Below are 26,539 nucleotides of genomic sequence, written 5' to 3'. Positions count from 1 at the left end.
ATGGACCACCTTCGAGGGATCGAGACGGGCGGGCGTTTCCGCGCTCGCCACGTTTCAGGCCTGGCTCCATTTTACCCGCATCGAGGGGGACGGGCCGTTCCCGGGAGGCCGCCGCTGAGGTCGCGGCGAAAGCCGTTCCTACGAAAATCCGTTTCTGTAGGAGGGGCTTTAGCCCCGAACCGCTGTCTTCGATGGCGCAGGGGTTGCAATGAAGGCTGCTCCGGCAACCCCGAGCTTCTGGCTCTCGATGGCGCAAAGGGTCGCGGCGGAAGCCGCTCCTACAAAAAGACGGTTTCTGTAGGAGGGGCTTTAGCCCCGAACCGCTGTCTTCGATGACGCAAAGGTCGCGGCGGAAGCCGCGCCTACCGCATCGATCTTTCTCGCCGCTGCGCCACTGGTTCCAGCAGGGCAACCGCAGGCAGTTGACTTGCATCAAAATCTCCGAATCATTGGAGGGGAAGAGCCAATCGTTCAAGACTTCAACCTCCGGCTTCAGGCCAGGCAGGCGAGTCCAGCGAAGATGGGTGGATGGCGTTATCGGTGGCGGCAGTTCCGCTGGGCGCTGGGGGCGCGGATCCGGGAGGAGGATCGGGCCCTGGTGGCCCGGTTCCTGCCTCCGGAGGCCCAGGCCCTGTTCCGGCGGATGCCGCGCGGCGACCAGCGTCACAGCCTGGCAGTGTTGCGAACCTTGCTGGAGTGGGGGGAGACGCACCCGGCGCTGTTGCAGGCGGCGTTGCTTCACGATGTGGGGAAAGCCGCCGCGCCCCTCTCTCCCTGGGAGCGGGCCCTGCTGGTGCTGACGGAGGCCCTGTGCCCGCCCTCCTGGCGACGGATCCTCCGGCAGCTCCCGTTGCTCCGCCGCTGGGCCGCGCGGGTCCAGCGGTATCGGGCCCATCCGGAGATCGGGGCGGCCTGGGCTCAGGCGGCCGGGTGCGATCCCCTCACGGTGGCGTTGATCCGGCGTCACCAGGAGCCTCTCGGCCCTCCCCAGCCGGAGGAGGATCTGGAGACCCGTCTGCTCCGCCGGTTGCAGGAAGCGGATGGACGGAATTGAGAGCGGTCCCGAAAGGGCCCGGCCGGGGGCAGCGGAACCCCAGGGATGGCGCTCTGGGTTAAACTATAGATGGGCTTGAGGAAAGGTTTCCTCTGAACGCGCGCTCGTCGGCTCAGGGATCGGACTTCGCCGGTGCGGAAGGAACGGGCGGAGGTCGGAAAAAGCAGGAGGCGGTGAGAAACCTTCCGCCTCGAGGGCGGATTGGGGACATCCTCTAAAGAGAGGGAGGCACGATGAAGACGTATCGCACTGAGAACCTGCGGAACATCGTGCTGGTTGGCCACAACGGATCCGGCAAGACCACCCTGGCAGAGGCGATGCTGTTCATCAGCGGGGCGACCACCCGCATGGGCCGCGTGGAGGAAGGCAACACCGTCTCCGATTTCGATGAGGAGGAGATCCGTCGCCGCCTCTCCATCTACACCTCCCTGATCCCCATCGAATGGTCCGACCACAAGCTCAACTTCCTGGATGCTCCCGGATACCTGGATTTCGTGGGCGAGATGAAGAGCGCGGTTCACGTGGCGGATTGCGCGCTGGTGGTCGTGGACAGCGTGGCGGGCGTGGAGGTGGGCACTGAGCAGGCGTGGGCGGCCCTGGAGGAGCGAGGCCTGCCCCGCATCGCGGTGATCAACAAGATGGATCGGGAGAACGCGAACTACGAGCGAGCCCTGGAGAGCCTGCAGCGGGCCTTCAAGGCGAACTTCGTCCCCATCCAGCTGCCCATCGGCAGTCAGGCGGCTTTCGAAGGGGTGGTGGATCTCATCGCCATGAAAGCGCGCCGGGGCCCCCGTGGGGAGGCCGGGGAGATCCCACCGGCGTTGCGGGAGGAGGCGGAGGAGGCCCGGATGCGCCTGATGGAGGCCGCCGCCGAATCCGATGACGAGCTGATCGTGAAATACCTGGAGGGCGGCGAGCTGACGGAGGAGGAGATCCGCCGGGGCCTGAAGGCCGGCTTCCTGACCGGACGCATCGTCCCGGTGGTCTATGTGGCCGGCTTCTCAACCATCGGCGTCGGCCCTCTGCTGGACCTGCTGGTCCAGCTGGCCCCCTCGCCCCTGGAGGCGAAGCCGGTCGAGGCGGTGCCGGTCTCCAACGGGCAGCCGGAGGCCATCCAGCCGGATCCGGCCGGGCCGACCGTGGCCTATGTGTTCAAGATCACGGCGGATCCCTTCGTCGGGAAACTGGCCTACTTCCGCGTTTTCCGGGGGACCGTGCGCTCCAACTCCCATCTCTTCAACGTGAACAAGGGCCAGGAGGAGCGGCTGGCCCAGATCTTCGTGATGCGGGGCAAGGAGCAGATCCCGGTTCTGGAGCTGGTCGCCGGGGACATCGGGGCGGTCCCCAAGCTGAACGTGACGGGCCACGGGGACACTCTCTGCGATCGCAGCCATCCGGTGCGCATCGCCCCGCCGGTCTATCCCACGCCGCTCTATGCGGTGGCGGTGGAGCCGAAGACGAAGGCCGACTCCGCCAAACTCATCCCGACCCTCCAGCGCCTGTGCGAGGAGGATCCCACCCTCCATCTCCGCCAGGAGCCCTCCACCCATCAGACCATCCTGGAGGGCATGGGGGACGCCCATATCGACGTGGCTGTCCGTCGGGCGGCGACCAAGTTCGGCGTGGAGATCGTGACCAGCGTCCCCAAGGTGCCTTACCGGGAGACGATCACCAAGGTGGCCCGGGCCCAGTATCGCCACAAGAAGCAGACCGGCGGGGCCGGGCAGTTCGGCGAGGTTCACCTGCGCATCGAGCCCCTGCCGCGGGACGGCGGCTTCGAATACGTCTGGGAGGTCTTCGGCGGGGCGATCTCCTCCAACTTCGCCCCCTCCATCGAGAAGGGCATCCGGAGCGTGATGGAGCAGGGGCTGCTGGCCGGCTACCCGATCGTGGATGTCCGCGTGGCCGTCTACGACGGCAAGGAGCACCCGGTGGACTCCAACGACATCTCCTTCCAGATCGCCGGGCGCGAGGCGTTCAAGCTGGCCTTCCAGCAGGCCGGCCCCGTCCTCCTGGAGCCGATCATGCAGTTCACCATCATCGTGCCGGAGCAGTTCACGGGGGACGTGATCAGCGACCTCAACACGCGCCGGGCCCGGGTGCAGGGCATCGAGCAGCAGGGCGACAAGAGCGTCATCATCGCCCTGGCCCCTCTGGCGGAGATGCAGCGCTACGCCACCCAGCTGCGCTCCCTGACCCAGGGCCGCGGCGTGTTCCGCATGACCTTCAGCCACTACGAGGAGGTCCCTCATCACATCGCCCAGACCATCATCGAGCAGGCGCGGCGGGAGCGGGAGGCCGCGAAGGAGAAAGCTTGAGGCATCGAGCCGGAGGCAGATCCCGGTCTCAGGAACGCCGAACGTCAGGAGGCTCGCGATGGGGATCCCCTTTCCCTCCGACGCGTGGATCAAGGCTCTGATGGAGGAGGTTAACCGCAGCCCGGGATACGCCGAGGCCGCGAAGAACTGGGAGGGCGATTTCTACTTCGTCGTGGAGCCCGAAGGCCCCATGACGAAGCCCGTCGTGCTGTATATGGACCTCTGGCACGGGCGGTGCCGCGAGGCCTTCGAGGTCACGGATGAGTCGGCCCGCAACCCGGCTTACCGGATGTCCGCCCCCTACTCCGTGTGGAAGCAGGTCATCCAGGGGAAGCTGGATCCGATCCAGGCGCTGGTCACCGGTCGCATCAAGCTGAAGGGGAACATGGTGAACATCATGCGGAACGTGCGGGCGGCCAAGGAGCTGGTGCTCTGCTGCACCCGCGTGCCGACCGACTTCATCGCCTGAAAGGGCTTCAAAGCGTTTTCCCCATGCGCGGCGCATGAGGGTGAAGACCGATGTGGTTCTTCAAGACCCCGGAGATCGTCTTCGGTGAGGACGCCCTCTTCTATCTGGAGGAGCTGAGGGGGCAGCGGGCCTTCGTGATCACCGACGCCCAGCTGCGGCGCCTGGGCCTGGTCCGGCAGGTCGAGGAGCACCTGCGCCGGGCCGGGATGGAGGTCCACGTGTTCGATATGGTGGAGCCCAACCCGACCATCGACCTGGTCCGCATCGGAGCCGATGTGATCCGGGCCTTCAACCCGGACTGGATCGTGGCCGTGGGGGGAGGCTCCGTGATCGACGCCGCGAAAGCGATCTGGGTGCTCTTCGAACGGCCGGACCTCGATCCGCTGGCCATCAGCCCGATGGAGCCGCTGGGCCTGCGGCGCCGCGCCCGCCTCGTCGCCATCCCCACCACCAGCGGCACCGGTTCGGAGGCCACCTGGGCCATCGTCCTCACAGATCCCCGAGCCCGGCGCAAGCTGGGCGTGGGCTCCCGGGAGAACATGCCCGACATCGCCATCGTGGATCCCGCGATGGCCATGGATCTGCCGCCCCGCCTGACCGCGGACACGGGGATGGACGCCCTGAGCCATGCCCTGGAGGGCTACGTCAGCACCTGGCGGAACCCGTTCAGCGATGCGATGTGCCTGCACGCGGCCCGCCTGATCTTCGCTTACCTTCCTCGTGCCTACCGGGACGGCGCCCGGGATCCGGAGGCCCGCGCCCATATGCACCTGGCGGCCACGATGGCCGGCATCGGCTTCGGAAACGCCATGGTGGGCCTGGCCCACAGCCTGGGCCACGCCCTGGGCGCCCGCTTCGACATCCCCCACGGCCGGGCGGTGGGGCTCTTCCTCCCCTATGTGATCGAGTTCAACGCCCGGGTGGCTGCCGATCGTTACGCCCACCTCCTCCATGCCATCGGACGGCCGAGCCCCAACGGCCCCGAGGCGGCTTTCCAGCTCTCCCGGGCTGTCCTGGAGCTGCTCGAAACCCTGGAGCAGCCTCAGACCGTCGCCGCCTGCGGGATCCCGAGGGACGACTTTGAGGCCGATCTCCCCACTCTGGTGGAATACGCCCTGGAGGACCCCAGCACGCTAACCAACCCGAGGTCCCCCACGGCGGAGGAGGTGGAGCACCTGCTGCTGTATGCCTACGAGGGGAAGATGGTGGATTTTTAAACCGGGGGGATGTATGCTCACGCATCTGGACGAGCACGGCCGGGCGCGGATGGTCGATGTGGGGGAGAAGCCGGAGACCCACCGGGTGGCGGTCGCCCGGGGAGAGGTGTGGATGGCTCCGGAGACCATGGCCGCCATCCGGGAGGGGAGTCTCCCTAAGGGGGATGTGCTGGCGGCGGCGCGCATTGCGGGCATCATGGCCGCCAAGCGCACCCCCGATCTCATTCCCCTGTGCCATCCCCTGCCCATCACCCGGGTCCAGGTGGATTTCGCCCTTCACGATCCCGATGAGGCGCATCCTCTTCCATGGGTGGAGATCACCGCGCAGGTGGAGACGGTGGCCCGCACCGGCGTGGAGATGGAGGCGCTCACGGCGGTGGCGGTGGCGGCCCTGACGATCTACGACATGGCCAAGGCGCTGGATCGGCGCATGCGCCTGACCAACATCCGCCTGATCGAAAAGCACGGAGGACGAAGCGGCGATCTCGTCCTGGAACCGTGAGGGGGAGGCCCGCCATGGAGATGGAAGTGCAGGTGCGCCTGTTCGCCACGTTGAAGGATCGCGCGGGCCGGGAGGTGATCACCGTACGGCTCCCGGATGGGGCTTCTGTGGCCGATCTGCTGCGCGCGGTGGCCGAGGCCTACCCCAGCCTTCAGCCTTACCTGACCTCCACGGTCGTGGCGATCAACCACGAGTTCGCGTTCCCGGAAGATGACGTCCGACCCGGGGACGAGGTGGCCCTGTTCCCGCCGGTGAGCGGGGGCGGGGAGGATCCCGAACCGCCGGAGGTCATCGCGTTGACCCCGGAGCCCATCGATCTGAACGCGCTGGTGCGGGCGGTGACCACCCCCCGAACCGGCGCGGTGGCGCTGTTCGTTGGGGTGGTGCGCGGGGAGGAGGGCGACCGGCAGGTGGAGGCTCTGGAGTATGAGGCGTATCGCCCCATGGCCGAGGCCAAGATGCGCCAGGTCCTGGCGGAGATCCGGGCCCGCTGGCCGCTGGTCCGCGGCATCGCCCTGGTCCAGCGGATCGGACGCATGGGGGTGGGGGAGGTTACCGTGGCGGTGGCCGTTTCCGCGGGGCACCGCCACGAGGGGATCTTCGAGGCGGCCCGCTACGGCATCGACCGCCTGAAGGAGATCGTCCCCATCTGGAAGAAAGAGCGGGGCCCGCACGGCGAGCTTTGGATCGAAGGCCATTACCATCCCTCCCCGGCGGATGTCTCTCCCCCATCCTCCTGAGCGATGCGTTTCGAAGGCAGAAAGCGGAGGGGAAGGGCGGATCCCATAACCCGAAACCTGCTTGACACTGCCCTTCTGTTTTTGATGTCTGAGCCGCCTCTTTTCCAGATCGTGTTATACTGATTACGGACATCCTGCGCCCGGAGGTTTCCCATGGCCAGCGTCCTCAAGCAATACAAGGTGCGGGACTGGATGACCCCGAATCCGATCACCATCTCCCCGCGCACGACCCTGCCCGAAGCCCATCAGATCATGAAGGAGAAGCGCATCCGCCGTCTGCCGGTGGTGGATGAGAACGGGCATCTGGTGGGGATCGTCACGCTGGGGGATGTGCGGGAGGCTTCGCCTTCGGATGCCACCTCCCTCAGCATCTTCGAGCTGAACTACCTCCTCGCCCGCCTCACCGTCGATAAGATCATGACCCGCAAGGTCATCACCGTCACGCCGGACACGCCGATCTATGAGGCGGCGCGCCTCATGCTGGAGCATAAGATCGGCGGCCTCCCGGTGGTGGAGAACGGCCGCGTGGTGGGGATCATCACCGAGTCCGACATCTTCAAGATGGTGGTCCGCCTGGCCGCGGAGGAGTGACCTGACCCGGACGTGACCTCCCAACCATCGGAGTCGGCCCCGGGGGCTGGAGAGGCGCCTCCAGCCCCTTTGGTTTCCGAGGTGCGCAGGAGGTGAAAGGATGGGCCGTGGAGGATCCTTGGGGCGGATCATGCGGGATCTGTGGCGGATCTGGCGATTGTGGCGGGATCCCCGGACGCCGGGATGGGTCAAGGCGCTCCCCCTGCTGGTGTTGTTGTATATCCTCTCCCCCATTGATTTCGTGCCGGATCTGGCGATCCCCGGCCTGGGCTCCCTGGATGACCTGGTCCTGGCGTTGCTGGCCCTTCGCCTGTTGCTGGATCTGGCCCCGCCGGCCGAGCGCCCCCCCTCCCGGAGCGGCGAGGTCATCGACGCCACCTACCGGGTGCTGGAAGAGTGATGTGCGCTTGGTATGCTCGTTTCAAAACGCCGAGGGGATCACCCGGAGGGCGAGGTAGAGATCCAGGGCGAAGGCGCCGAGGCAAGCAAGGAGGGCCAGGGCAGGGCGGAGGGCGGGGAATCGCGCCGCCCCCTGAGCGAGCAGCCCGGTCCCGATCATCAGGAGGATGGGGAAGGCCGGAAGATCCCCCCCCAGGATCCCCGCGAGCCCCAGGATCAGGATCCCCAGGCCGCAGGCCCCGGCCAGCCCATCCGCCGCGGGCCGCTCCAGCCACGCGAACCACCCCACGGTGAGGCCCAGGGCGATGGGCAGCAGGGCCGGGAAGAGATAGCGCCCCTGATGCTGGACGAAGGAGAGGTTATACCCGATGTAAGCGGCGACGGTGAGCAACAGATGAAACGCCAGAAGCCGCCCGGGCCATCCCCAGAGCGGAGCGCGCCGGCCCTCCCGCCCCAGGTGCAGGGCCAGGCCCAGCAGCCCCAGCGCGCTCAGCCAGGCGAAGAGAAGATACCATCGGGCCTCCAGCACCACCCCCATCCATCCGAACTGCCCCCAGAAGCTCTGGAAGGTGAACGCGCGGAAGCGATCCAGGGTCGCCGCCAGCCCGTAACGGGCGATCCACTCCGCCGTCCGTGGCTGCCCGACCACCACGCGATCGTGCTGTTGCAGCCCCAGCAGATCCGGCCAGCCATAGGTGAGGGCGTTGCGCGCCCACCAGAGCCCTCCCAGGAGGAGGGCGGGAAGCAGCCAGCGCGCCAGGCGTCGCATCGCCTCCGCCCGCGGGGCGCGATCCGCAGCGATCCGCACCCCCACGGCGACCAGGACCACCAGCGCCATCGGGTAGACGGTGGTCTTGGTCAGGAAGCCGGCCCCTAAGAGCAGGCTGCCGATCCACGCCGCGCGCGGGCGATGGCCTTGAAGCTCCTTCGCCAGCTGCACCCAGAGCCCCAGGATCAGGGCCTCCGCCAGGGCGTCGTTGTTCACTCCGCTATTCATCGCCACATGCTGGGGCAGGAAGGCGAAGACCGCTGCCACCCCCAGCGCCCATGCCGGTCGTTCCGGGAACAGGCGGCGGGTTGCGGCGAAAGCCAGGAGGACCTGAAGAAGGCCCAGGGAGGCTGAAAACAAACGGAGGGGGAAGAGCTGGCCTCCGAAGAGCGAAAAAAGGGGAGCGGCCAGCACGTAGTAAAGCGGGGGCTGGTGGAACTCGTAACGCAGGGGATCGATGGGCAGCTCCGGCGGGAAGCCTCTGGAGACGATGGCGCTCAGGTATTCCTGATTGTAATCCCCCGGCCGGAGGACGGGCAGGCGACCGGTGGTCGCGATGAAGCGGATGTAGTTGTAATGCGCGGGCTCATCCGGCACCTGCCATGGCGGCGTCCAGCGGGCGAAGCTCCAGGACAGGACGAGGTAAAGCCCTGAGATCAGAAAGAGAAGCCATCGGGTCATCAAAGGGCTGTGCTCCCTCTGTCTGGGATGTCGAAAGGGATCTTCCTGTTTGCAGGAGGGGCTTTAGCCCCGAACCTCCGTTTCGATCCCGTAAGCGGTCGCGGCGGAAGCCGCTCCTCCAGCAATCCATCTCTCCCTTCGTGTATTCGTGCTTCCATCCGTGGATGGCCCCACCCCTCGCCCCAACCGGTCGCGGTGGAGGCAAAGGGTCGCGGCTCCTACAATGTGGGTGCCGAAATGAATTTCGGCTTACGTAGGAGGGGCTTTAGCCCTGAACCTTCGGTTTCGATCCCGCAAGTGGTCGCGGCGGAAGCCGCTCCTGCGACATCCGGGCCCGGGCCTTACGGGTGGACGGGGGAGCGCTGGATCTTCTCCTTGCGGTCCCGGAAAGCGGCCGGGTCGATGCCGTAGCGCTTCAGGCGGCGCCACAGGGTGGTGCGGCTGAGGCCCAGGGCGGCCGCCATCGCCCCCACCCGTCCTCGATACCGGATCGCAGCCCGCAGGATGGCCTCCCGCTCCAGCTCCTCCACCGGCCGGACGGAATCCGGCGGGCGCTCCGGGTCCGTTCCGCCCACGATCCGCTCCGGGAGGTGGATGACGTCGATCCATCCGTCCTCGCTCAACGCCGCAGCCCGCTCCAGGACGTGCTCCAGCTCCCGCACGTTCCCCGGCCACGAGTAGGCTTTCATCTGTTGCAGGGCGGCTTCGGTGAGCCGATACGTTCGCCCGGATCCGCGGCGCAGGCGGCGGAACACCGCCTCCGCGATGAGCGGGATGTCCTCCGGCCGCTCCCGCAGGGGCGGGATGTGAATGGCCATGCTGGCGAGGAGGTGATAGAGATCGGCCCGGAAGTGCCCTTCCGCCACCAGCTGCTCCAGGGGAGCCGAAGAGGAGGCGATCAGACGCACGTCCACCGGGATGGGGCGCAGGCCGCCCAAGCGCATCACCTCCCCCGTCTCCAGGATGCGCCGGATGGCGGCCTGCAGCTCCAGCGGCAGCGCCTCGATCTCGTCCAGATAGAGGGTTCCGCCGTGGGCCAGCTCGAACTTCCCCGGCCGTCCCTCCGACGGCCCGTTCCGAAAAGTCCCGCCCTCCACGCCCAGCAGTTCCATCGCCAGCAGCTCCCGCGGGATGGCCCGACATGAGACGGCGATGAAAGGCCCGCTGGCCCGGGTGCTGGCGTTGTGGATGGCTCGGGCGAGCACCCCCTTGCCGGTCCCCGGCTCCCCGTGCAGGAGGACCGGGAGGCTGGTGCGCGCGGCCGCCCGCGCTTGCTGGCGGACCTGCTGGATGGCCCGGGAACGGCCGGGGATGTCGGCCAGGGTCATCAGCGCCTGCGCCCCCACCAGTCGGACGACCATGCGGTGGATCTGCTCGCTCCGGCGGAAGGTGAGCACACACCCCAGATGATGCCGGCCTTCCGCAACGGCGTGGAGGGTCAGCCAGCCTTCCAGGGGTGCCCCATCGATGAGCAGCGTGGCCTCGGTCTCCAGGTGGACCTGGGGGTCCATGAGGGCGTTCTGGAGGGCAGGGGGGAGCTGGATGTGGCTGCTCAGCGGGCGTCCCAGGATCCCGGAGGGATCCAGGCCCAGCACGCGGGCCGCCGTGCGGTTGAGGCGGACGATCTCCCCCCGGGTGTTCAGGACCATCACCACCTGATCGATGGCTTCCAGGATGGCCTGGAGCTCGGCGAGATGCTGATGGCTCTCCTGAAGGTTCGCCGCGGCCTGGATCTGGTTTTCGATGGCCCGGGCGGCGGCCATCACCATCCCCAGCGTGTCCGGCTGGGCGCGTTCCGCCGGCGCCATCACGCCGATCGCCCCCAGGGGCTGACCGTCCAGGCCGTAAACAGGAGCGGCCGTGGTCACCCAGTCGTGGTAGAGGGCAACGAAGTGTTCGGCTCCGACGACCTGTGCAGGGGTGCGCTCCAGGAGAGCGAGGGCGAAGGCGTTGGTGCCCACGTGGCCCTCGCTCCAGTAAACCCCGGGCCGTAGCCCCACCGCCTCCGCCGCACGGACGATCCCCGGGTCCCCCAGGACGTCCAGCACGCATGCGGCGGGGTCGAAGAGGGCGATGGCCAGCCCCGAGCCCTCGGTGAACTGATGGAGGTCCTCCATCAGCGGTCGGGCGGTGGCGATCAGATCGAAAAGGGTGAGCCGCACCCGCTCCAGGGTTCCCTCATCCAGACAGGGGAGGGCTGGGGGGGCGTGGGGGTTCATGCGAGGGGCGCATCGCGCCCACGAGGCCGCCACCAGCGGGTCCAGGGCCGGGTTCAGCTCCCGGCGCTCCACGAACCGTTGCCACCAGGATCGGATCCGAGGGAGGTCCACCGGATACGCCCAGGGTTGCATCGCTGCCTCCTTACGTCGCGCCACCCACCCGGCTGCGCATCCCGCACCACTCTATCCAGAGAAGCAATATTGCCTTCTCCAGAGGGAAAAGGCAAGGGAGCGGCCCGGCGCGCCAGGGCTTTCCAGTTTTTCCGCAATGTCGGCTCCATCGGATCCCCCGAACCGGATACCATGGAGGACATCCGGGCCGACGGCGATTCCAGGTGTTTCGGGAGGGCATCGATGTCGAAAGCCCTGAGGTGGGGGTTGTTGGGAACGCTTCTGCTGATCGGTGGGTGTCGCTTTCACCCATCCCCGACGCCATCTTCCTCCCCCCTGGAGGGGATCCCCTTCCAGGCGTTGTGGGAGGCGGCCTTTCCGGCGGCGTGGTCCGCGTGGATGCCTCAGGCCCTCGCGTGTGGGGAAATGGTCCCGGATCCCGGCGGATGCTTGCGGGGGATCCGGCCTTCGCTGACAGAGCGGGTGGTGGAGGAGGCGGCCCGTCTGAAGGAGGAGCGGGGGATCGATGCGCCGTATGTGGCGAACATCCTGGGGGGATATGCCCAGCGGCCGGAGCAGACGGCCGGCGTGCTGATCCTGGCGATGGCCCGATCCCCGGATGGCGAGCGCCGAGCGCGCCTGCGATCCGCCCTGGACGCGATCCCGGAACGGTTTCGGAGGATCTCCCTGTCGGTGCGCACCACGGTGGCCCCGCCTTCCCGGCCCCGTATGGAGGATCCGCCTTCCCGCTGGGCCCGGTATTATCTGGCTTCGGAATGGGGCCTGTTGCGGGCGGCCGTCGCGGCCTGGCGTCCTCCTGCTTCGCAGGAGCTCGGCTGCGCGGACCTGCTCCCGGGAGAGGATCTCTGTCCGTTGCTGCGGGAGCTGCGGTCTCCGGAGGCGGGGCCGGCTTTGGAGGCCCGGCTGGAGGAGTTCTTCCGGGGTGCCTTCGATTACGCGGACGCCTTCGCCCGCTCCGAGCGGGCCCTGCAGCGGGATCCGGCGGCGGTGCGGGCGGCGTTGCAAGAGATGCTCCGGGCCGCTCGGGAGACGCTCATCCCGCTGGAGCGGCAGGCCGCTGAACGACGGCTGACCGGGGAGGAGGCGCCGTTGCCGGAACTGGAAACGGCCTGGGATCAGGTGGAGCGGCGTCTGTTCAGCTCTCCCTAAGGTCTCACCCCGTCGCTCGGGCCTCCGGAGGACGGCCGCGGCTATAATACCGATGGTCGCGGCGCTTGAAACGGGAGTCTTCCGGCGTTCCTCGTGGCTTCACCCCCGGCCGGAACGGGAGATAGCAGTGAGCAGGGAGAAGGCGTTCTTCTCCACCTTTCGGGATCTCTTTGTGGGCGCGAAGTTGAAAGGCAAGTCCGGCTTCGTAAACTGGATGTAGATGGATCTCCTTTCTTCCTTCGATGGAGAAGAACGAACGGTCTATGCGTGGGGTTCCGTTACGGGAGCTGGTGGAGACCACCCTGCCGCCGGGGACGCGGGTGCTCGGCGGCAGGGACGGGCTGGACCGCGAGGTGACGTGGGCCACCTTGCTCCGCACCCTCCCCGCGCGGACGGCGATCCAGCGCGGGGACCTCCTCCTCTTCTCGGTCGACCTGCTCTTCATGCGGGAACCCCCCCTCTCGTTCCCCGCCCTCCTGGAGGTGGCCCTGGAGCGGGAGGCAGCTGGACTGGCGGTGGTCGGGCCGGCCCCGGAGGACTGGGGCCCGCTGGCCGATGAGGCCGGCCTTCCGCTCCTGGCGTTGCCGGAGGGGATCAGCCTGGCGGATCTGGCCAATCAGATCGCCCGCTTCATCACGGCCCGCCGGGAGGCCCTCTATGAGATCGAACGGGAGCTCCAGCGCCGGTTTCAGCAGGCGGCCCTGACCGGCGAGGGTCTCCCGGCCATCCTGCGGACGCTGGAGGAGGCGACGGGGAAGCCTGTATGGCTGGAGGACGCCCAGGGGAGCCCCTGGCCGGATCTCCCCGGACCTCCGGAACCTCCACCGGGCCAGATGGAGCGTCGGGCCTGGTTGCGGCGCCTGCCCCTGCGGGAGGAAGGGGGGGAGCCTCCGGTGGCCCTGTTCGGCCCGGACGCCGCGGGGCGGATCTGCCTGGCCGGGGCGGTGCTCCTGGAGCGGCGGCCGGTCGGGGCGGTTTGTCTGCTTGGGACCACCGGGAGGATCACCGAGCGGGACCGCTTGGCGGTGGCCCAGGCGGCCGCGGCCTGCGCTTTGGTGCTGATCCGGGAGCGCTCGCTGTGGTCGGCGGAGGCCCGGGTCCGGGGGGAGTTCCTGGCCCAGGTGTTGCGCGGGGAGCTCCCGGAGGCGGAGGCCCGCCGTCGGGCTCGCATCCTCAACGAGCCCATCGAGGAGCCCATGGCGGTGGCGGTGTTCCGGGCGCCGGAGGCGGAAGGGGACACGGAGCGCCTCGCCGAGGCCATCCGCCGCCTCACCGCCCGCTTTCCCCGCTGTCGGGTCCAGCCGATGGCCGAGGGGATCGCCTTCGTGTTCCCGCCTCCGGGCGGGGAGGCGGATCCGGAGACGGTGGTGGAGGGCCTGCGGGCAGAGCTGGTCCGCGCCCTGGGCCTCTCGCGCCTGGCGGCCGGGGTGGGCGGGGTCTACGCCGGCCCCGCCGGCCTGGCCCGTTCCTTCCGCGAGGCGGTCCAGTCCGTGCAGATGGTGGAGGCTCTGCTGGGAGGGAACCGCACCCTGGCCTACGCGCGGCTTGACGTCTACCGTATCCTTTACCCCCTGCGGGAGAGCGAGCTCCTGGAGGAGTTCTACGAGCAGGTCCTCGGCCCTCTGGAGCGATATGACCGGGAGCATCACGCCGAGCTGATCCCCACTTTGGAGGCCTTCTTCGCCTGCGATGGGAACCTGCAGCGCACGGCCGAGCGCCTGTTCCTGCACCGCAACTCCCTGGCCTATCGGCTCCGGCGGATCCAGGAGATCACCGGGATGGATTTGCGACGCTGGGAGGATTGTTTCCGGCTGCAGCTGGCCCTCAAAATCCGACCCATGTTGAGGAGGTCCCATGCACAGCCCGGCGGTGGATCCGAACCGCGTGCTTGAGGAAGCCCGCCAGGCGGGTGTCCGCTTCGTCATCCTGCGCTTCACGGACATCCTGGGGGCCCCTAAGGGGGTGACCATCCCCCTGGAGGATCTCCCGGAGGCCATCGAGACCGGGAAGTGGTTCGATGGATCAGCCATCGAGGGGTTCGCCCGCGTGGCGGAGTCGGATCTCTATCTCAAGCCCGATCTCAACACGTTCACCGTCCTGCCGTGGACCCGGGGGCAGGGGACGACGGCCCACGTGATCTGCTGGGTGGTGAACCGGCGCGGGGAGCGCTTCGCCGGGGATCCCCGGGCGGTGCTGGCCCGGGTGATGGAGCGGGCGGCCCGCATGGGCTACACCTACGTGGTGAGCCCGGAGCTGGAGTTCTACCTCTTCCGCGCCGAAGGGGAGCGGTTCGCCCCGGCCCCCCACGACGAGATCGGCTACTTCGATCTGGCCACGGATCTGGCTTATCGGGTTCGCTGCGAGATGGTGGAGACCCTGCGGGCGCTGGGTATCCCGGCCGGGCCGGGCCATCACGAGATCTCCCCTGGCCAGCATGAGATCGACTTCCAGCCGGCGGACGCCCTGCGCATGGCCGATTACCTTGTCACCGCCCGGCTGGTCATCAAGCACATCGCTCAGGCCCATGGCCTCCATGCCACCTTCATGCCCAAGCCCCTGGAGGGGCGGGCGGGATCCGGGATGCACACCCATCAGAGCCTGCTCCGCCTGGAGGACGGGGGGAACGCCTTCGCGGATCCGGAGGACGATTACGGCCTTTCGCCCCTGGCCAAGGCCTTCCTGGCGGGGCAGATCGCCCACGCTCGGGGGATGTGCGCGGTGCTCTGCCCGCTGGTCAACTCCTACAAGCGGCTGCTGGGCGGCTTTGAGGCGCCGCCTTACGTCAGTTGGGCCCGCATCAACCGCTCCGCCCTCATCCGCATCCCGGCCATCAAGCCCGGGCGCTATCAATCCACCCGCATCGAGCTGCGGAGCGTCGATCCGGCCTGCAACCCTTACCTGGCTTTCGCGGCCATGCTGGCGGCCGGGCTGGATGGCATCGAGCGGCGGCTGCCGCTTCCGCCGCCGGTGGAGGAGGAGCTGTTCCCGATGGAGGCGGCGGAGCTGGAGGCGCGGGGGATCCAGCGCCTGCCGGCCACCCTGGGGGAGGCCCTGGAGGCCCTGGAGGCCGACGAGGTGATCCAGGAGGCCCTGGGCCCGCTGGCGGCGGAGCGCTTCCTCGAAGCCAAGCGGCTGGAATGGGAAGCCTACTGCCGCCACGTCAGCCCCTGGGAGATCGAGCGGTATTTCCACGTGTATTGAGACGGTTGGGGGTGGACGTCCCCATGTCCACCCCCTGGTTTGGACCCCTGTCCGGCGACGGATTTGTGCGCCCCGCCCAAAACCGGCCTCGCGGTTTTCGTTCCTCCCAACTGTAGCGGAGCTTCCCCGGCTTTCCCTACAATCGGCGCAAACCGATAGCCAGAGGGAGATAGATGAGGGAACTCTCGGTGCTGCCCGGGCTGGCGCTCATCCTCCTCAGCGCCCGATTGGGGGGAGAGCTTTGCGCCCGCCTGGGATTGCCGCCGGTGTTCGGGGAGCTCCTGGCGGGGTTCCTCCTGGGCCCAGCCGGCCTGGGCTGGCTTCATCCCGGGGAGGAGCTCCGGGCAGCGGCCCTCCTCGGCGTGTTGCTCCTCATGTTCCTGACCGGTCTGGAGACGGATCCTCAGGATCTCCGGGAGACGGGGCGAGGGGCGCTGATGGCGGCCCTGGGCGGTGTGCTCTTGCCCTTCATCAGCGCTCTGGCCCTGGGGCTCCTCGCGGGGCTCCCCTGGCATGAAGGGCTCTTCCTCGGGGCCGCCCTCACGGCCACCAGCGTGGGCCTCTCCGTGCGGACCCTTCGCGATCTCGGGTGCGCGCAGAGCCGGGTGGGGATGACGATCCTGGGTGCCGCCGTCATGGATGACATCCTGGCGATGGGGCTGCTGGCCATCGTGACGGGGCTGGTCGGGCTGGGACAACCCCTGCCCTCGCTATTGCGGATGGTCGGTTTCCTGGTCTTCTCCTTCGGGATCGGCCGCTGGCTTCTCCCCCCGATCGCCCGCTGGATCGCCCGGCGTTATCCGAACGAAGGAGGGCTGGCCCTGGTGGTGGCGCTGGTCATGGGGATGAGCTGGGCCGCGGCGGCATGGGGTGGGGTGGCGGCGATCACCGGCGCTTACCTGACCGGACTGTGGATCGCCCGCACGCCCCTGCGGGAACACATCCCCCAGGGGGTCCAGGCTCTCGGATACGGCCTGATGATCCCCATCTTCTTTGTGGCCGTGGGCCTGGAAGCCCAACCTCCGGACCGGGGGATGCTGTCCCTCTTTGGGATGGCGCTGTTCCTTCTGGCGGTGCTGAGCAAGTGGCTGGGCAGCGGGTTCGGCGCATGGCTGGGCGGGCTGACGCCTCGGGAGGCGATCCAGACAGGCGCCGGGATGGTCTCCCGAGGGGAGGTGGCCCTGGTGATCGCAACGCTGGGCCGTCAGATAGGGATCCTGGGGCCGGGGCTTTATACGGATATCCTCCTGATGACGATGCTGACCACCGTGCTGACGCCTCTTCTGCTCCGTCTGACCTTCCTGAAGAGGCCCTGGCCTTTCTCGCTCCGGATTCGGAACCCCTGGGCCCCGGCGTCCCATGGGATGGGGGAGGACGCTGTTCGTCTGCAAGCATCCCGGCGTTGAACCAGGGCTTTCCAGTTTTTCCGCAGTAGGGCAACTGCTCGCAGTTGCCCTACATATCCTGTGGCCGAAAGGGATCACCTGCCCAGCTGGAAGGCCCCGGTGTTGAACGCGGTTGGAGGCAAAACCGGCGCGAAGGAGGTGCTCCAATGTATCGGCGGTGTCGACGGATCGCCATCGCATTGATCGCGGCCATCCTGATCGGAGCCGTGATGTCCTCTCCGGCGCTGGCGCAGGGGTCCGGCCCGGAGAGCGAGGCGGTGGAGGCGGCGAAGGAGGAGCTGGGCCGTGCGATCAACTTCGCCTGGACGCTGATCGCCGCTTTCCTGGTGTTCTTCATGCAGGCCGGGTTTGCGATGGTGGAAGCGGGGTTCTCCCGCGCGAAAAACGTCGTCGCGGTTCTGACTAAAAACTTCATGGATGCTTTGATCGGAGGGCTGGCGTTCTGGGCCTTCGGGTTCGCGCTGATGTTCGGAGGGTCGGGCCTGGCCCCCGGTCTGGAGCGCGGCACGCCGCTCATCGGCCTCTCCGGCTTCTTCCTCGCCGGATCCGCTTACCAGGATCAGACGGCCATGCTCTGGTTCTTCCAGATGGTCTTCGCTGCCACAGCGGCCACCATCGTCTCCGGCGCCATGGCGGAGCGGACCCGCACCACGGCCTACCTGGCCTACAGCTTCCTCATTTCCGCGCTGATCTATCCCATCTACGGCCACTGGGTATGGGGCGGGGGCTGGTTGGGAAACCTCTCCGCTTACCTGCCGTTCCTGGGGGAAGGGGTCGGGGCGCGGGATTTCGCTGGATCCGGGGTGGTGCATGCGGTGGGCGGGTTCGTGGCCCTGGTGGGAGCGGCCATGGTGGGCCCCCGCCTGGGCCGCTTCAATCGCGACGGCACGCCCAACGTGATCCCGGGGCACAGCCTGACCCTGGTGACCCTGGGCACCTTCATCCTGTTCTTCGGCTGGTTCGGATTCAATCCTGGCTCCACCCTGGCGGCGACGGATCTTCGGATCGCCATGATCGCGGTCAACACCTTCCTGGCCGGGGCCGCCGGGGCGGTGGTGGCGATTTACTTCGCTTTCTTCCGCACCGGCAAGCTGGACCTCGCCCTGGCGTGCAACGGGGCCCTCGCCGGCCTGGTGGGGATCACCGCCCCGTGCGCCTACGTGGCTCCATGGGCGGCGGTGCTCATCGGGGGGATCGCGGCCCTGGTGATGATCGGCGCCTCCGCCTTCGTCGAGCGCGTCCTCCGCGTGGATGACGTGGTCGGAGCTTCGGCGGTACACGGGTTCGCTGGCCTGTGGGGCCTGCTAACTGTCGGGATCTTCGCCGATGGGACCTATGGAGGGGTCCGGGGTCTGATCGTAGGGGAATGGGCGCAGCTGGTCGCCCAGCTCGTCAGCATCCTCACGGTGACCGCGTGGTCCCTGGGAACGGGCTTCCTGGTCTTCTGGCTGATCCGTTCGACCATCGGGTTGCGGGTGAGCCCGGAGGAGGAGCGCATCGGCCTGGATCTCACCGAGCACGGGGCCGAGGCCTACCCCTCCGGCCGCCGGCTTCCCGTTGAAGCGATGTGAAAGGAGGGAAAGCCATGGGATGGGAGATGGAGGTCATCCTCGGAGGCCTGGGGTTCGCCTTCTTCCTGCTCCTGTGGGGGATCCTCCCGCACCGGATCCATCAGGCCCGTCGATCGAACAGCGACGGATCCATCCCCTCCCCGCACCAGGTCGAAGCGTTACGCGTTGAGGCCGAGGGGGTGAAGGCCGAAGCAAACCGCGTCGTCCGCGTCCCATCCGTTCGATCGCCCGCCGGGTTATCGGTGGACGACCGGCTCTTCCATCTTCGCGTGCTTCCCAACTCCTCCCGGAACGGCGGGCCTTGGGGGGTGTTGGAGGGACAGATCGGCGGATGGGGGTTTCGGGTTCCGGTGTTCTTCGAGCAGGTTCGGATCAACGGGACGCTCCGGGAGCGCTATCGGGCACGGATCTGGGGCTGCCGCTGCGAGGCGACCGCGATCCCCGATTTCCGTGAGCAGGCGGAGGACGTCTTCCGGGCGCTCGAATATGCAGGCCAGCTTCCCCTCTATGCCCTCCAGCGCTCCGAACCTCACGATCCCGCGCTGATCCCGATCTATCCCTGGGGAGAGGGATGGCGGGTCCACGAGCCGGACGGCCCGATCCTGGAGGCGATGGACCTGGGGACCCTGCGCCGGCGCGTGGCGGATGCGCACGGCCTGCCCGTGGAAGCTGTTCAGGTGCGGGTGCTATCGGAGGAGCTGGCGTGGGTCCCGCCCGCCGCCGTCTTCCGGCCGGCCGTCGGATGGGGCCCCTGGATGCCGGTGGCCTGGAGCGGGACCAGCTGGCGCCTGCATCTGGCCGGCGCCCCGCTGTCGGCCCCCGGCGATGGAGCGGGGATCTGGTCGCTGTGGAAAGTCGTAGCCGCCCGGGGCCTGGAGCGCGGATGGCTTCGCGTCCCGGAGGATCTGGCCCTGGAGGTCTGGTCGGCAGCGGCGTGGGAGGTCCTCGCGAGCGCCCTGCCGGAGGCGATGGCCGGGCTTCGGTTCTATGCGAGCGGACCGCGGTTCCGCGCGGTCCTCCTCCCGGTCTACCGGTATGAAGACCGCTGGATGGCCGTTTACGCCGAGGAGGATCGATGGACGATCTTCGTGGGCGGCGATCCGGCGGATCTGTGGCGACGGGTCGGCGAGGCCCTTCACGCGGCGGGCTGCCTGGCGGATCCCCAGGCGCTGCGCCTGGAGATGAAACGGATGGAGAAGCCTGCACAGGCTGAGCGCGCATTTCCGGATCTGAGGAGGTGAACGATGATGCTGGCGATCGGGATGCTGGCTCTGGCGGTGTTGGCCGGGCTGATCGCCCTCTGGGCGTGGCGTTACACCAAGGCCGGTCCCAACGAGGTGCTGATCATCTCCGGCCGCAAGCGCAAGGTGGTCGATCCCGATGGACGCAAGCGGGTGGTGGGCTACCGGCTGGTGCGCGGCGGCGCCTTCGTCTGGCCCATCCTGGAGCGGGTGCAGCGGCTCTCCCTGGAGCTGCTCACCATCGAGATCCAGACCGCGGATGCCTACACCACGCAGGGTGTGCGCATGGTGGTGGACGCCGTCGCCCAGGTGAAGGTGAAAGGCGACGAGGCCTCCATCGCCCTGGCCGCGGAGCAGTTTCTCTCCAAGTCTAAGGACGACATCCGGCGGGTGGCCCTGCAGGTGATCGAAGGGCATCTGCGGGCAGTGCTGGGGACGATGAGCGTGGAAGACCTCTACCTGCGCCGGGCGGAGTTCGCCCGCCAGGTCCGCGAGGCGGCCCGGCAGGATCTGGAACGCATGGGCCTGGACATCCTCTCCCTCACCGTGCGGCACATCGCCGACGAGCAGGGCTATCTGGAGGCCATCGGCCGGCCGCGGATCGCCCAGGTGCGTCAGCAGGCGGCCGTCGCCGAGGCCGAGGCCGACCGGGTGGCCCGCATCGCCCGCCTGGAGGCCGACCGCGCGGTGGAGGAGGCTCGCCGGGAGCTGGAGGCCCGGCGCGCGGAAGCGGACATGGCTTACGAGCTGCATCGGCACCGCGTCGCCCAGGCCGTCAAGCGGGAGGAGATGGCGGTCCGCCGGGTGGAGAAGGAGCTGGCCATTGAGATCGAGGAGAAGGAGATCGAGCGCAAGCGGCGGGAGCTCGCGGCGACGGTCGAGCTGCCGGCGGAGGCGGAGAAGCAACGCATCCTGGCCCTGGCGGATGCGGAGCGTTACCGGCTGGAGGCCGAGGCGGCGGGTCAGGCGGAGGGCATCCGGGCCACCGGCCGGGCGGAGGCGGAGGCCATGCGGGCCAAGGCCGCGGCGTGGCGGGAATACAACGAGGCGGCCATGGCCCAGATGGTGGTGGACATTCTGCCGGCGCTGGCGAAGGCCCTGGCGGAGCCCTTGTCGCGGGCGGAGCGGATCATCCTCATCGGGGATGGGCATGGAGGGATCAGCCGCTTCACCGGGGACCTTGCCCAGGCGATGGCTCAGCTCCCCGCCTTGGTGGAAGCCCTCACAGGCGTGCGCCTGACCTCCCGCTTGCCGCAAGGTCTCTCCCAACAGGCCGTCGAACGTTCCGATTGAGCAGGTCCGGAGAAGACCTCTTGTTTTTCCCCCGGATCCCAGGGCGTCCTCGTGTTGCCGAGTGGGGGGCGAGGGGATTGCCCTCGCCCCTCTATGCTTGAGCTGGCGACGATCCCGGGCTACATCCCGGTTTCGTTCATCCTTGACAGCATGAATCGAGCAGGTTAAAATCTCGCCTCAAAATCTCCGGGTGAGCGGTGCGGGATCGAGCCGGGGCCGAAAGCGCCCTGGACCGCACGGAGGATCCACGCGATGGAACAGGAGGCGGCTCCCACGGAGGAGATTTCCCCGCTGCCCCTGGGTCCGGTCCGGAGGTGGTTTCGGGTGGAGATCCGAAGCAGATCGCCGGAGGATCCGGAGGGCAGCCGGCTGGTGCAAACGGCCCGCGCGCAGGGTTTTGAGCGCCTGCGGGCCTGCCGACGGGATCGCGTGTGCTTCTTGCACGGCCCCCTCTCTCTCCCCGAAGTCGAACGCCTCGCCCGCCTGCTCCTGGCCGATCCGATCCTTGAAACCTTTCAGATCCTGCCGCTGGAAGATCCCTTCGAGCCCCTGGATGTCCTCCCGGAGAAGAGGGATGCGCACCGCATCGAAGTCACTCTTCTTCCCGGTCTGCGGGATCCCTCGGTGGAGAACCTGATCCGTGCGGCCCATCGGCTCGGCTTCACTGGGCTGGAGCGCGCCGCATGGGGTTGGATCTTCCGTCTATGGGGGGAACTGGAAGAGCGCGATCTGCAGCGATTGGCGGTGGAGCATTGCGCGAACCCGCTGATCCATCGCTATGCCATCGATCGCTGCGTTGCCCCGCCCTTTGATAACGAGGTTCCCACTCCCGCCGTGGTGGAGGTTATCCCGCTTCAGGAGGCAGACGAGGAGGCCCTCCGCGCTTTAAACGCGCGCCGCCGTTTGTCCTTGAGCATAGAGGAGCTGCGGGCGATCCAGGACCATTTCCGCGCCCGAGGCCGGGATCCCACCGACGTCGAGCTGGAGGCCATCGCCCAAACGTGGAGCGAACACTGCGCGCATAAGACCTTTAAGGCCCGTATCCGCTACACCGGCCCGCCTCCCGGCGCTTCATCGGACGCTCCTCCTCAGACTGTGGAGATCAATGGCCTGCTGGACGCCTGCATCCGGGCTGTGACCGCGCAGGTGGGCCGGCCGTGGCTCCGCTCGGCCCTCGTGGACCACGCGGGGATCATCGCCCTCGATGGGCGCTGGGATCTGGCCCTCAAGGTGGAGACCCACAACCATCCCTCCGCCGTGGAGCCCTTCGGCGGGGCCAGCACCGGGGTGGGCGGGGTGATCCGGGATATCCTCGCGGTGGGCGCGCGCCCTATCGCGCTGCTGGATGTCCTGTGTTTCGGCCCGCCGGATCTGCCGGCCTCGGCGCTGCCGCCCGGGGCCCTTCACCCACAACGGATCGCCGAGGGGGTCATCCACGGCATCGAGGATTATGGGAACAAGATGGGGATCCCGAACGTGTGCGGGGCTGTGTTCTACCATCCGGGATACGCGGCCAACCCCCTGGTGTTCTGCGGCTGTCTCGGGCTGCTTCCCCATCAGGCGTCAGCGGCCGCCCCGCAGCCCGGGGATCTGATCGTGGTGATCGGCAACCGGACAGGGCGCGATGGCCTGGGCGGAGCCACCTTCTCCAGCGCGGGCCTGGATCCCGAGGCCCCCTCCGCAGCCCGCGGAGCGGTTCAGATCCCCAACCCCATCCTGGAGAAGCAGATCCTGGAGGTGATCCTTCAGGCCCGGGATGAGGGACTTTACCACGCCGTCTGGGATTGCGGGGCAGGCGGCCTCTCCTCGGCCGTCGGGGAGATGGCCCGCGACCTGGGCGCTCAGGTCGACCTGGATCGGGTGCCCCTCCGGGACGCGCGTCTGCAGCCATGGGAGATCTGGTTGAGCGAATCCCAGGAGCGCATGGTGCTGGCCATCCCGCCGGCATGCTGGCCTCGTTTTGAGGAGATCTGCAACCGGCACGGCGTGGAGGCCGCGATCATCGGCGTCCTCGAGCCCACGGGGAAGCTGCGCCTGCGCTACCGCAGCCGGATTGTCGGCGAGCTTGACCTGGACTTCCTCCATAACGGACGTCCGCAGCGGATCCTGGAGGCCCGCTGGTCCCCTCCCGCCCCGCCGGCGCTCATCCCCATCGTGCCCCCGGAGGACCTGGAGGAGATCCTGCTCGCGCTGCTGGCCCATCCCAACATCCGGAGCCGCGAAGAGATCCTCCGCCGCTACGATCACGAGGTGCAGGGGGCCACGGCGGTCAAGCCCCTGGTGGGGGCGGCTTCCCATGGACCGGGGGACGCTCCCGTCCTGGCCCCTCTGGAGGTCGGGGCGGGCAAGGGCTCTGCGCCCGGAGTGGCTCTCAGCGTGGGCCTGGCCCCGCTGTATGGCGAATGGGATCCCTATGGGATGGCATGGGCGGCGGTGGATGAGGCGTTCCGGAACCTGGTGGCGGTGGGCGCGGACCCCGACCGGGTGGCCCTGCTGGACAATTTCTGTTGGGGAGATGTCGAGGACCCTGAGCAGCTGGGCGCCCTGGTCCGGTGCGCCCAGGGTTGTCGCGATGCCGCCCTCGCCTATCAGGCCCCATTTATCTCCGGCAAGGACAGCCTGAACAATTTCCACCTGGATGCCCTGGGGAGGCGCCGCTCGATCCCCGGCACCCTGCTCATCACCGGGCTCGGGATCGTGCCGGACCTCTCTCGCACGGTCACCATGGACCTGAAGTCGCCGGGGTCCTGGCTCTATCTGGTAGGGGAGACACGGGCGGAGCTGGCGGGAAGCCACTATCTACAGATCCGGCCCGGCGGACGGCCGGGCGCGGAACGGCTGCCTCAGCCGGTTCCCCACGCCCTGGCGCGCCTGCGCGCCCTGCACCGCGCCATCGCCGCCGGGCTCGTCCGGGCTTGCCATGACCTTTCGGAGGGCGGTCTGGGGGTGGCCCTGGCGGAGATGTGTCTGGCCGGCCGGCTGGGCGCAGAGGTGGACCTGCGCAAGGTCCCCTGCCCGGAGGTGGCCAGCGAGGATGACGTTCTCCTGTTCTCCGAATCCCTCTGTCGGTTCCTCGTCGAGGTGCGCCCGGAGGATGCGTCCGCTTTCGAGGCCATGCTGGAGGGACATCCCATCGCGCGCATCGGCCGGGTGAGCGAGGACGGCCTGCTCCGGGTGGTGGGGCTGGATGGCCGGGAGCGGATCCGGCTGCCCGTGGAGGCGCTGGAGCGGGCTTGGCGAGGCACCCTCGCGCCCTCTCCTCCACCGCCTTCCCGGCTTCCCTTATCCCAACGGGCATCCTCCCCGTGGATTTCCCGGCGCCCCCGCGTGCTCATCCTCCAGGCTCCCGGGACCAATCGGGATCGCGAAGCCGCCTGGGCCTGTCAGCAGGCTGGCGGAGAGCCGGAGATCGTCCCTCTGTCTGCTCTGCTGCGCGGGGAGCGGGATCTGCGGGATTATGCCATGCTGGTGCTTCCCGGAGGCTTTTCCTATGGGGATGACCTGGGAGCGGGGACCCTCTGGGCGCTGGAGCTGATGGAGGGATTACAGGGCGCGCTGGAGCAGTTCATTGAAAGCGGGCGGCCGGTGTTGGGGATCTGCAACGGGTTCCAGGCCCTGGTCCGGGCCGGCTTGCTTCCTGGTCCCGAGTTCCTTGAACCGGACGGCCGGCGGACGATCACTCTGGCCCCGAACGCGTCGGGACGTTTCGAGTGCCGCTGGGTTTACCTGCGCGCGGATCCGCGAAGCCCGTGTCTGTTCACCGAGGGGATCGAGGAATTGCTGTATTGTCCCGTCGCCCATGGGGAGGGACGGTTCATGGCGCGGGATGAGTCCGTGCTGCAGACCCTGGAGGCGCGGGGGCTCATCGCCCTCACGTATGTGGACGCCTCCGGCAGCCCCGCTGGCTACCCCTTCAATCCCAACGGATCCCAGCGAAACGTGGCCGGCCTCTGCAACCCGGCCGGCAACGTCCTGGGCTTGATGCCCCATCCGGAGGACCACATCTTCCCCTGGCAGCATCCCCGCTGGCATCGCGGGGAGCAAGGCGGACTGTGTCGGGTCCTCTTCCAGAACGCGATCAGGAGGTGCTGATTAATGAACGCGTTTAACTTCCCGTTACAGGAAGCGATGGCGCAGGCAGTGTCCGCCGTGGAGCTCCCGGAGCTGGGGATTCGGCGCGCCGGAAAGGTGCGGGATATTTATGAGGTGGGGGATCGCCTGATCCTGATCGCCACAGACCGTATTTCCGCCTTCGACCGGGTCCTGGGGGTGATCCCCTTCAAGGGGCAGGTGCTGAACCAGCTCAGCGCCTGGTGGTTCGAGCGGACCCGTGATCTCATCCCCAATCACCTTCTGGCCGTTCCCGATCCTAACGTGATGGTGGTCCGGCGGGCGCAGCCGCTGCCTGTTGAAGTAGTGGTGCGAGGGTATATCACCGGGGTGACGCGCACTTCCCTCTGGACCCTGTATGCCCAGGGGGAGCGTCGCCCCTACGGGATCCCGCTCCCCGATGGCTTGCGGAAGAACGATCCGCTGCCGCATCCCATCCTCACGCCCACCACGAAAGCGCCTTCCGGGGCGCACGATGAGGTCCTGACCCGTGACGAGATCCTGCGGCGGGGCCTGGTGCCGGCGGATCTCTGGGAGCGGATTGAAGCGATCGCCCTGGCCCTTTTCGCCCGCGGCCAGGAGATCGCCCGGCAAGCCGGCCTGATCCTGGTCGACACCAAGTATGAATTCGGCCTGATGGACGGCGAGCTGGTTCTCATCGATGAGCTGCACACGCCGGATTCCAGCCGCTACTGGCTGGCGGAGAGCTACCGGCCCGGTCAGGAGCCCGAGTCCATGGACAAGGAGTTCGTCCGGGCCTGGTTCGCCGCTCGGGGCTACCGGGGGGATGGCGAACCACCTCAGATGCCGGCGGAGCTGATCCGGGAGGCGGCCGCCCGCTACATCGCTGCCTACGAGCGGCTGACGGGGGAGCCCTTCCGCCCGGGAGAGCAGCCCGCAGTCGAGCGGATCCGCCGCAACCTTCAGGCTTTCTTGAATATCTCCGGATGAGGGAAGTAACGATGACGAGGCCATTGGTGGTCATCCTGATGGGGTCGCGATCGGATCTGGAGCACGCCCAGGCGGTGATCCGCGCGCTGGAGGAGCTGGGGCTGGACTGGGAGCTCCGGGTCGCCTCTGCTCACAAGGTGCCGGATCATCTGTTGGAGCTGCTTCGAGGGTATGAGGCCGATCCTCGTCCTAAGGTCTACATCACCATTGCCGGGCGCTCCAACGCCCTCAGCGGGATGGTGGATGGTCAGGTGCTGGCGCCGGTGATCGCCTGCCCGCCGATCTCCGAGGCCTTCGGGGGAGCGGATATCTTCTCCTCCCTGCGGATGCCCGGGGGGATCGCTCCGGCCGTGGTGCTGGATCCGGCGGGGGCAGCCCTTCTGGCGGCGAAGATCCTGGGCCTGTGCGACGCCGCCATCCGGGAGCGGGTCGCTGCCCTGCAGGCACGGGGTCGGCAACGGCTGCTGGCCGATGATGCCGAAATCCGCGCCCTTCGTCCCGCGGCTCAGGGCACCTGAAGGAGGGA

General features: G+C 68.2%; 20 protein-coding genes. 18 read left to right on the top strand and 2 right to left on the bottom strand.

The genetic code is table 11. The features are described from left to right. Positions 1–520 precede the first annotated feature (520 nt). From KNN16_RS06440 to KNN16_RS06405, 8 genes are all read left to right on the top strand, one after another. Complete coding sequence (locus KNN16_RS06440) at positions 521–1,054, top strand: HD domain-containing protein (protein WP_303900138.1); 534 nt, start codon at positions 521–523, stop codon at positions 1,052–1,054. 233 nt (positions 1,055–1,287) lie between these two features. Further along, complete coding sequence (gene fusA, locus KNN16_RS06435; protein ID WP_303900136.1) at positions 1,288–3,372, top strand: elongation factor G; 2,085 nt, start codon at positions 1,288–1,290, stop codon at positions 3,370–3,372. Positions 3,373–3,430: 58 nt separating this feature from the next. Beyond that, a complete protein-coding gene (locus tag KNN16_RS06430; RefSeq protein ID WP_299287609.1) occupies positions 3,431–3,841 on the top strand; it encodes an SCP2 sterol-binding domain-containing protein in 411 nt (136 codons plus the stop codon). A gap of 50 nt (positions 3,842–3,891) precedes the next feature. Next, positions 3,892–5,058 carry an iron-containing alcohol dehydrogenase gene (locus KNN16_RS06425; protein ID WP_303900134.1) on the top strand — a complete coding sequence of 389 codons (1,167 nt, stop codon included), beginning with the start codon at positions 3,892–3,894 and terminating at the stop codon, positions 5,056–5,058. Positions 5,059–5,071: 13 nt separating this feature from the next. Further along, complete coding sequence (moaC, locus tag KNN16_RS06420; protein ID WP_088572116.1) at positions 5,072–5,560, top strand: cyclic pyranopterin monophosphate synthase MoaC; 489 nt, start codon at positions 5,072–5,074, stop codon at positions 5,558–5,560. Between the two features lie 14 nt (positions 5,561–5,574). Then, positions 5,575–6,300, top strand: a complete 726-nt coding sequence (locus tag KNN16_RS06415) for a molybdenum cofactor biosynthesis protein MoaE (protein WP_299287620.1) — start codon at positions 5,575–5,577, stop codon at positions 6,298–6,300. A gap of 153 nt (positions 6,301–6,453) precedes the next feature. Then, positions 6,454–6,891 (top strand): CBS domain-containing protein, encoded by a 438-nt coding sequence (locus KNN16_RS06410; RefSeq protein ID WP_299287624.1) that lies wholly within the window; start codon positions 6,454–6,456, stop codon positions 6,889–6,891. 100 nt (positions 6,892–6,991) lie between these two features. Further along, on the top strand, positions 6,992–7,291 hold the full coding sequence (locus tag KNN16_RS06405; protein WP_303900128.1) for a DUF1232 domain-containing protein: 300 nt from the start codon (positions 6,992–6,994) through the stop codon (positions 7,289–7,291). Between the two features lie 21 nt (positions 7,292–7,312). Here the strand turns inward: KNN16_RS06405 and KNN16_RS06400 are convergent, their stop codons facing one another. Together KNN16_RS06400 and KNN16_RS06395 are read right to left on the bottom strand one after the other, a co-directional pair. Further along, the gene (locus KNN16_RS06400; RefSeq protein WP_303900125.1) at positions 7,313–8,740 is read right to left on the bottom strand and encodes a glycosyltransferase family 39 protein; all 1,428 of its coding nucleotides are present in this window, start codon (positions 8,738–8,740) and stop codon (positions 7,313–7,315) included. Positions 8,741–9,081: 341 nt separating this feature from the next. Then, positions 9,082–11,091 (bottom strand): sigma-54-dependent Fis family transcriptional regulator, encoded by a 2,010-nt coding sequence (locus tag KNN16_RS06395; protein WP_303900122.1) that lies wholly within the window; start codon positions 11,089–11,091, stop codon positions 9,082–9,084. 222 nt (positions 11,092–11,313) lie between these two features. On the opposite strand from KNN16_RS06395, the gene KNN16_RS06390 reads away from it, so the two are divergent. From KNN16_RS06390 to KNN16_RS06345, 10 genes are all read left to right on the top strand, one after another. Then, the gene (locus KNN16_RS06390) at positions 11,314–12,240 is read left to right on the top strand and encodes a hypothetical protein (RefSeq protein ID WP_303900120.1); all 927 of its coding nucleotides are present in this window, start codon (positions 11,314–11,316) and stop codon (positions 12,238–12,240) included. Positions 12,241–12,503: 263 nt separating this feature from the next. Beyond that, positions 12,504–14,132, top strand: coding sequence for a helix-turn-helix domain-containing protein (locus KNN16_RS06385; protein WP_303900118.1), 1,629 nt, complete (start codon positions 12,504–12,506; stop codon positions 14,130–14,132). Further along, complete coding sequence (locus tag KNN16_RS06380) at positions 14,095–15,441, top strand: glutamine synthetase family protein (protein WP_303900115.1); 1,347 nt, start codon at positions 14,095–14,097, stop codon at positions 15,439–15,441. Before KNN16_RS06385 ends, KNN16_RS06380 begins: the two co-directional genes overlap by 38 nt. A gap of 173 nt (positions 15,442–15,614) precedes the next feature. Then, positions 15,615–16,847 (top strand): cation:proton antiporter, encoded by a 1,233-nt coding sequence (locus KNN16_RS06375; RefSeq protein WP_303900114.1) that lies wholly within the window; start codon positions 15,615–15,617, stop codon positions 16,845–16,847. Positions 16,848–16,993: 146 nt separating this feature from the next. Continuing rightward, positions 16,994–18,418, top strand: coding sequence for an ammonium transporter (locus tag KNN16_RS06370; protein WP_303900112.1), 1,425 nt, complete (start codon positions 16,994–16,996; stop codon positions 18,416–18,418). Between the two features lie 14 nt (positions 18,419–18,432). Continuing rightward, a complete protein-coding gene (locus KNN16_RS06365; RefSeq protein ID WP_303900110.1) occupies positions 18,433–19,659 on the top strand; it encodes a hypothetical protein in 1,227 nt (408 codons plus the stop codon). A gap of 3 nt (positions 19,660–19,662) precedes the next feature. Then, the gene (locus KNN16_RS06360) at positions 19,663–20,952 is read left to right on the top strand and encodes a flotillin family protein (protein ID WP_303900108.1); all 1,290 of its coding nucleotides are present in this window, start codon (positions 19,663–19,665) and stop codon (positions 20,950–20,952) included. Between the two features lie 252 nt (positions 20,953–21,204). Next, a complete protein-coding gene (purL, locus tag KNN16_RS06355) occupies positions 21,205–25,044 on the top strand; it encodes a phosphoribosylformylglycinamidine synthase subunit PurL (RefSeq protein WP_303900106.1) in 3,840 nt (1,279 codons plus the stop codon). 36 nt (positions 25,045–25,080) lie between these two features. Next, positions 25,081–26,013 (top strand): phosphoribosylaminoimidazolesuccinocarboxamide synthase, encoded by a 933-nt coding sequence (locus KNN16_RS06350; RefSeq protein ID WP_322794762.1) that lies wholly within the window; start codon positions 25,081–25,083, stop codon positions 26,011–26,013. Positions 26,014–26,024: 11 nt separating this feature from the next. Beyond that, complete coding sequence (locus KNN16_RS06345; protein ID WP_303900103.1) at positions 26,025–26,531, top strand: AIR carboxylase family protein; 507 nt, start codon at positions 26,025–26,027, stop codon at positions 26,529–26,531. The last annotated feature ends 8 nt before the right edge of the window (positions 26,532–26,539 follow it).

This window comes from Thermoflexus hugenholtzii (assembly GCF_018771565.1).
Taxonomy (GTDB): domain Bacteria; phylum Chloroflexota; class Anaerolineae; order Thermoflexales; family Thermoflexaceae; genus Thermoflexus; species Thermoflexus hugenholtzii_A.
This window is presented reverse-complemented; position numbering and strand designations above follow the sequence as displayed.

What these genes read in the sequence shown, in the direction of transcription:
- KNN16_RS06395 (WP_303900122.1), bottom strand. Translation starts at nt 11,091, where the DNA reads ATGCAACCCTGGGCGTATCCGGTGGACCTCCCTCGGATCCGATCCTGG.
- KNN16_RS06390 (WP_303900120.1), top strand. Translation starts at nt 11,314, where the DNA reads ATGTCGAAAGCCCTGAGGTGGGGGTTGTTGGGAACGCTTCTGCTGATC.
- KNN16_RS06410 (WP_299287624.1), top strand. Translation starts at nt 6,454, where the DNA reads ATGGCCAGCGTCCTCAAGCAATACAAGGTGCGGGACTGGATGACCCCG.
- KNN16_RS06415 (WP_299287620.1), top strand. Translation starts at nt 5,575, where the DNA reads ATGGAGATGGAAGTGCAGGTGCGCCTGTTCGCCACGTTGAAGGATCGC.
- KNN16_RS06430 (WP_299287609.1), top strand. Translation starts at nt 3,431, where the DNA reads ATGGGGATCCCCTTTCCCTCCGACGCGTGGATCAAGGCTCTGATGGAG.
- KNN16_RS06350 (WP_322794762.1), top strand. Translation starts at nt 25,081, where the DNA reads ATGGCGCAGGCAGTGTCCGCCGTGGAGCTCCCGGAGCTGGGGATTCGG.
- fusA (WP_303900136.1), top strand. Translation starts at nt 1,288, where the DNA reads ATGAAGACGTATCGCACTGAGAACCTGCGGAACATCGTGCTGGTTGGC.
- KNN16_RS06365 (WP_303900110.1), top strand. Translation starts at nt 18,433, where the DNA reads ATGGGATGGGAGATGGAGGTCATCCTCGGAGGCCTGGGGTTCGCCTTC.
- KNN16_RS06425 (WP_303900134.1), top strand. Translation starts at nt 3,892, where the DNA reads ATGTGGTTCTTCAAGACCCCGGAGATCGTCTTCGGTGAGGACGCCCTC.
- KNN16_RS06400 (WP_303900125.1), bottom strand. Translation starts at nt 8,740, where the DNA reads ATGACCCGATGGCTTCTCTTTCTGATCTCAGGGCTTTACCTCGTCCTG.
- KNN16_RS06345 (WP_303900103.1), top strand. Translation starts at nt 26,025, where the DNA reads ATGACGAGGCCATTGGTGGTCATCCTGATGGGGTCGCGATCGGATCTG.
- KNN16_RS06440 (WP_303900138.1), top strand. Translation starts at nt 521, where the DNA reads ATGGGTGGATGGCGTTATCGGTGGCGGCAGTTCCGCTGGGCGCTGGGG.
- KNN16_RS06360 (WP_303900108.1), top strand. Translation starts at nt 19,663, where the DNA reads ATGATGCTGGCGATCGGGATGCTGGCTCTGGCGGTGTTGGCCGGGCTG.
- KNN16_RS06370 (WP_303900112.1), top strand. Translation starts at nt 16,994, where the DNA reads ATGTATCGGCGGTGTCGACGGATCGCCATCGCATTGATCGCGGCCATC.
- moaC (WP_088572116.1), top strand. Translation starts at nt 5,072, where the DNA reads ATGCTCACGCATCTGGACGAGCACGGCCGGGCGCGGATGGTCGATGTG.
- KNN16_RS06380 (WP_303900115.1), top strand. Translation starts at nt 14,095, where the DNA reads ATGCACAGCCCGGCGGTGGATCCGAACCGCGTGCTTGAGGAAGCCCGC.
- KNN16_RS06385 (WP_303900118.1), top strand. Translation starts at nt 12,504, where the DNA reads ATGCGTGGGGTTCCGTTACGGGAGCTGGTGGAGACCACCCTGCCGCCG.
- KNN16_RS06375 (WP_303900114.1), top strand. Translation starts at nt 15,615, where the DNA reads ATGAGGGAACTCTCGGTGCTGCCCGGGCTGGCGCTCATCCTCCTCAGC.
- purL (WP_303900106.1), top strand. Translation starts at nt 21,205, where the DNA reads ATGGAACAGGAGGCGGCTCCCACGGAGGAGATTTCCCCGCTGCCCCTG.
- KNN16_RS06405 (WP_303900128.1), top strand. Translation starts at nt 6,992, where the DNA reads ATGGGCCGTGGAGGATCCTTGGGGCGGATCATGCGGGATCTGTGGCGG.